Source organism: Zobellella denitrificans (assembly GCF_002237365.1).
GTDB lineage: Bacteria > Pseudomonadota > Gammaproteobacteria > Enterobacterales > Aeromonadaceae > Oceanimonas > Oceanimonas denitrificans.
Map to the genome: position 1 here is coordinate 1 of NZ_NMUO01000159.1, position 3,728 is coordinate 3,728.

A 3,728-nucleotide genomic window follows, 5' to 3' on the forward strand; every position below is an offset into this window, starting at 1 on the left:
CCACCGCCAGTACCGACAGCCAGAAGCCCTGGTTGAGCGCCAGCCAGGGCATGCCGGCCAGCAGCAGCGCCATGGTCACCAGCAGGATGCGCCGCCCGCTCCAGAAGCGGCCCCAGCCGGTCAGCGCCAGCCACAGCAGCAACATCAGCAGCGCCCGCTGGGTCGGCAGCGAAAAGCCGGCCAGCCAGGCATAGCCCAGGGCCAGGCCGGCCGCCAGCAAGGCACCCGGCAGGCGACCGCCCCCCAGCCGGCCGAGCAGCAGGCCCAGCCCCGCCACCAGCCCGATATGCAGCCCGGAGATGGCGAACAGGTGGCTGACGCCCAGGGCGCGCAGGGTTTCCCAGTCCTGCGCCTGCAACTGGCTGCGATCGCCGAAACTCAGGGCCAGCAGCCAGCGCTGGCTCGGCAGTTCCGCGCTGAGATCCCGGAATGCCTCCAGCAACCGCGTCCGGCGGGAAGGCGGTGCCGGCTGGTGATGGAGGCTGCCGGTCAGGTAGCCCCGGGCGGTGATGCCCTGCCCCAGCAGCCAGCGGGCGCTGTCGAAGCCGCCCGGATTGTGCAGCCCGTGGGGCGGCTGCAGCCGGCTTACCGAGCGGATGAAATCCCCCTCCGCCGGCGCCGGCCCCTCCCCGTACCAGGACAGCAGCACCCGGGGTTGGGGGGAAAATACTTGACCATCAATACTTTTCAGACTGACAATCAGCCGACTCGCGCCCTTGTCCCGGCGCTGAACGGCCTCCACCGTACCCGCCATTATCTGGCTGCGCTGGAACAGGCCGGGATGCTGCAGCCAGCCCAGTTGCCAGTGGCTGTAGCACAGAGACCAGATCATACCGAACAGGAAGCAGGCCGTTGCCGGCCGGCTGCGCCAGCACGATACGCCCAGCAGGGCCAGCGGCAGCCACCAGTCCCACGCCGGCAACCAGGGCCAGAGCAGGAGGCTCGACACGCCGGCACAGAAGAAGAACAGCCGCTTGTCCATCCGATAAGTATTGCGGACCCGGAGCAGATGCCAAAAAAGACGTTAAAACGCCTGATGCCCGATCCGGGCACCATCAAGAATCACAAGTACCTGAGCATGCTCGGGCACCGGCTGCACGACAACAACCTCTGGCACCTGAACCGCCACTCGGCGGCGGGCGCCTTCGCGGTGGGCCTGTTCTGCGCCTGGCTGCCCATCCCCTTCCAGATGGTGGTGGCGGCGGTGCTGGCCATGAGCTTCCGGGTCAACCTGCCGCTGTCGGTGGTGCTGGTCTGGCTCACCAATCCGCTGACCATGCCGCCCATGTTCTACTTCGCCTACCGGCTGGGCTCCTTCCTGCTGAACAAGCCCCACCACTACCAGCACTTCGAGATGAGCCTGAGCTGGCTCAGCAGCGCCATGACCACGGCAGCCCCTCCCTTCCTGCTGGGCTGCCTGGTGCTGGGGCTGGTCAGTTCGGCCACCGGCTACATGGTGATCCACGCCATGTGGCGCTGGTCCGTGTCCCGACGCTGGAAGCTCAGGCGGCGGAGCCGCTGATGCTGCGCCAGTGGCTGCGCCGCAAGATGCCGGACCAGGCCACCCTGCGCCAGCACCGGACCCTGCGGCTGTTCGGCGAGCGCCTGCTCGAGCCCGACTACTGGTTCTGCAACCGCCATTCCGCCGCCGTGGCGGTGGCCGCCGGCCTGTTCGCCGCCTGGCTGCCCCTGCCCATGCACACCCTGGTGGCCATCGCCCTGGCCCTGATGCTCAAGGGCTATATGCCGCTGGCCATCGCCATGGTCTGGGTCAACAACCCGGTGACCCTGGCCCCCATGTTCTACCTGGGCTACCGCCTGGGCGCCCACCTGCTGGGCACCCCTGAGCTGGACTTCGACGGCCCGCTGGAAGAAGAGGCCCTCGCCGCCGCCCTGCCCCTGCTCACCGGCTGCCTGCTGCTGGGCCTGGGCTCGGCCCTGCTCGGCTGGCTGCTGGTGCAACTGGGCTGGCGCGCCAAGGTGCTGTTCTCCTGGTGGCTGCGGAAGGTGAATAGGAAACCGTGAGGGCTTGCCCAACATGGAGCGCGGGCGGCCCGCCCGCATAAAAGCCGCACGCTGACGTGGAGAGCATGGCCCAACCCGCCATACCACTTCTTGCCCGAGGGCTTCCCTCCAACTACTACTCCCACCCCACGGGTTCGCGCTACGCGCGAAGGCAGGCGGGCCGCCTGCGCTCCAAATTAAGCTTCTCCCAGCAGTTGCCGCGGCAGCAGCCGGCCGGCGCGCCAGGCGGGGTAGAGGGTGGCGACGAAGATAAGCCCCAGGGCCGAGCCGGTGACCAGCCAGAGATCCGCCCAGTGGAACTCGGTGGGGATAAAGTCGATAAAGTACACCTCGGGGTTGAGCAGCCGGTGCCCGGTGAGGCGCTCGTAGCCGGCCACCATGTCCGACAGCCGGGTCGCCAGCAGGGCGCCGAGCAGGCCGCCCACCACCACCCCGGCCACGCCGTTGAGCATGCCCTGCACCACGAAGGCGCCGCGGATCTGCCAGGGGCCGGCGCCCATGGTCTTGAGGATGGCGATGTCGCCCTTCTTCTCGTTGACCGCCATCACCAGGGTGGACACGATATTGAAGCTGGCCACCGCCATCACCAGCAGCAGCACCACTATCATCAGGGTGCGCACCAGCTGGATGTCCCGGTAGATATTGCCCTGGCTGTTCATCCAGCTGCTCACGTAGAAGGGCGCCGGCAGCGGCATGGCGGCGTTCAGGGTGAGCTGGTCGGCGGCCAGCACCTGGTCCACCCGCAGGTGGAAGCCCATCACCTCGTCGTCCAGCTCGCGCAGGGCCTGGGCGTCCGCCAGGTGGGTGTAGCCGAGCACGGTGTCGAGCTGGCCGCCCAGGCTGAGGATGCCCACCAGGGTGAAGCTGTGGCGGCGGGGCGAACCGAAACCCTGGGCGCCGGGCGCGGGCAGCAGCAGCGAGACGCTGTCGCCCACCGCCAGCTCCAGTTGCTCGGCGATGGCCTTGCCCAGGATGATGCCCCGCTCGCCCGGCTCGAGCCGCGCCAGGCTGGCGCCGCCGAGATAGGGCTCCAGCCGCGAGATGCGTCCTTCCAGCGCCGGCAGCACCCCCTGCAACTGCACCGCCTTGAGCTTGGCGCCCTTGCTGAGCAGGCCCTCGAGCGGCACGAAGGGCGCCGCCGCCAGGATGCCGGGCGCCGCCTCCAGCTGCGCGACCAGCTCGCCCCAGTGGGGCACCGGATCCTCGGCGGCGTAGAGCTGGCCGTGGGGCAGCACCGACAGGATGCGGTTTTCCAGCTCGCGCTGGAAACCGTTCATGGCCGACAGCCCCAGGATCAGGGCGCCGACACCGATGGCGATGCCGAGGATGGACGCCACCGAAATAAAGGAGATAAAGCGGTTGCGCCGCTTGGCCCGGCTGAAGCGCCAGCCCAGGTAGACACTCAAGGGGCGGAACATCAGCCTTGCTCCTCCAGGTGGCCGTCCACCAGCCGGGCCTGGCGGTCGAGCCGGGCGGCCAGGGCCAGATCGTGGGTCACCACCACCAGGCCGGTGCCCAGCTCGCTCTGCAGCTCGGCCAAGAGCGCGAACACCTCGGCGGCGCTGTGGGCGTCCAGGTTGCCGGTGGGTTCGTCCGCCAGCACCAGGCGGGGATTGTTGACCAGGGCGCGGGCGATCGCCACCCGCTGGCGCTCGCCGCCGGACAGGGCCGACGGCCTGTGCTCCAGCCGGTGGCCCAGGCCC

General features: G+C 69.2%; 5 protein-coding genes. 2 read left to right on the forward strand and 3 right to left on the reverse strand.

What is annotated here, in order from left to right; all coding sequences use genetic code 11:
* A partial coding sequence (locus CGX12_RS18890; protein ID WP_142995711.1) for a ComEC/Rec2 family competence protein occupies window positions 1–982 on the reverse strand: 982 nt, incomplete at its 3' end.
* Window positions 983–1,009: 27 nt separating this feature from the next.
* Here CGX12_RS18890 and CGX12_RS18895 point away from each other — a divergent pair.
* Window positions 1,010–1,522 carry a DUF2062 domain-containing protein gene (locus CGX12_RS18895; protein WP_198401734.1) on the forward strand — a complete coding sequence of 171 codons (513 nt, stop codon included), beginning with the start codon at window positions 1,010–1,012 and terminating at the stop codon, window positions 1,520–1,522.
* Entirely contained in the window at window positions 1,471–2,025 is a 555-nt protein-coding gene (locus CGX12_RS18900; protein ID WP_232513299.1) for a DUF2062 domain-containing protein, read from the forward strand. The genes CGX12_RS18895 and CGX12_RS18900 overlap by 52 nt, the downstream gene beginning before the upstream one ends.
* 176 nt (window positions 2,026–2,201) lie before the next feature.
* On the opposite strand, the gene lolE is transcribed toward CGX12_RS18900, so the two are convergent.
* Together lolE and CGX12_RS18910 are read right to left on the reverse strand one after the other, a co-directional pair.
* The gene (gene lolE, locus CGX12_RS18905) at window positions 2,202–3,443 is read right to left on the reverse strand and encodes a lipoprotein-releasing ABC transporter permease subunit LolE (protein WP_094041422.1); all 1,242 of its coding nucleotides are present in this window, start codon (window positions 3,441–3,443) and stop codon (window positions 2,202–2,204) included.
* Window positions 3,443–3,728: ATP-binding cassette domain-containing protein (locus CGX12_RS18910; RefSeq protein ID WP_142995712.1), on the reverse strand; the 286-nt coding region annotated here is incomplete at its 5' end. The genes lolE and CGX12_RS18910, both read right to left, overlap by 1 nt.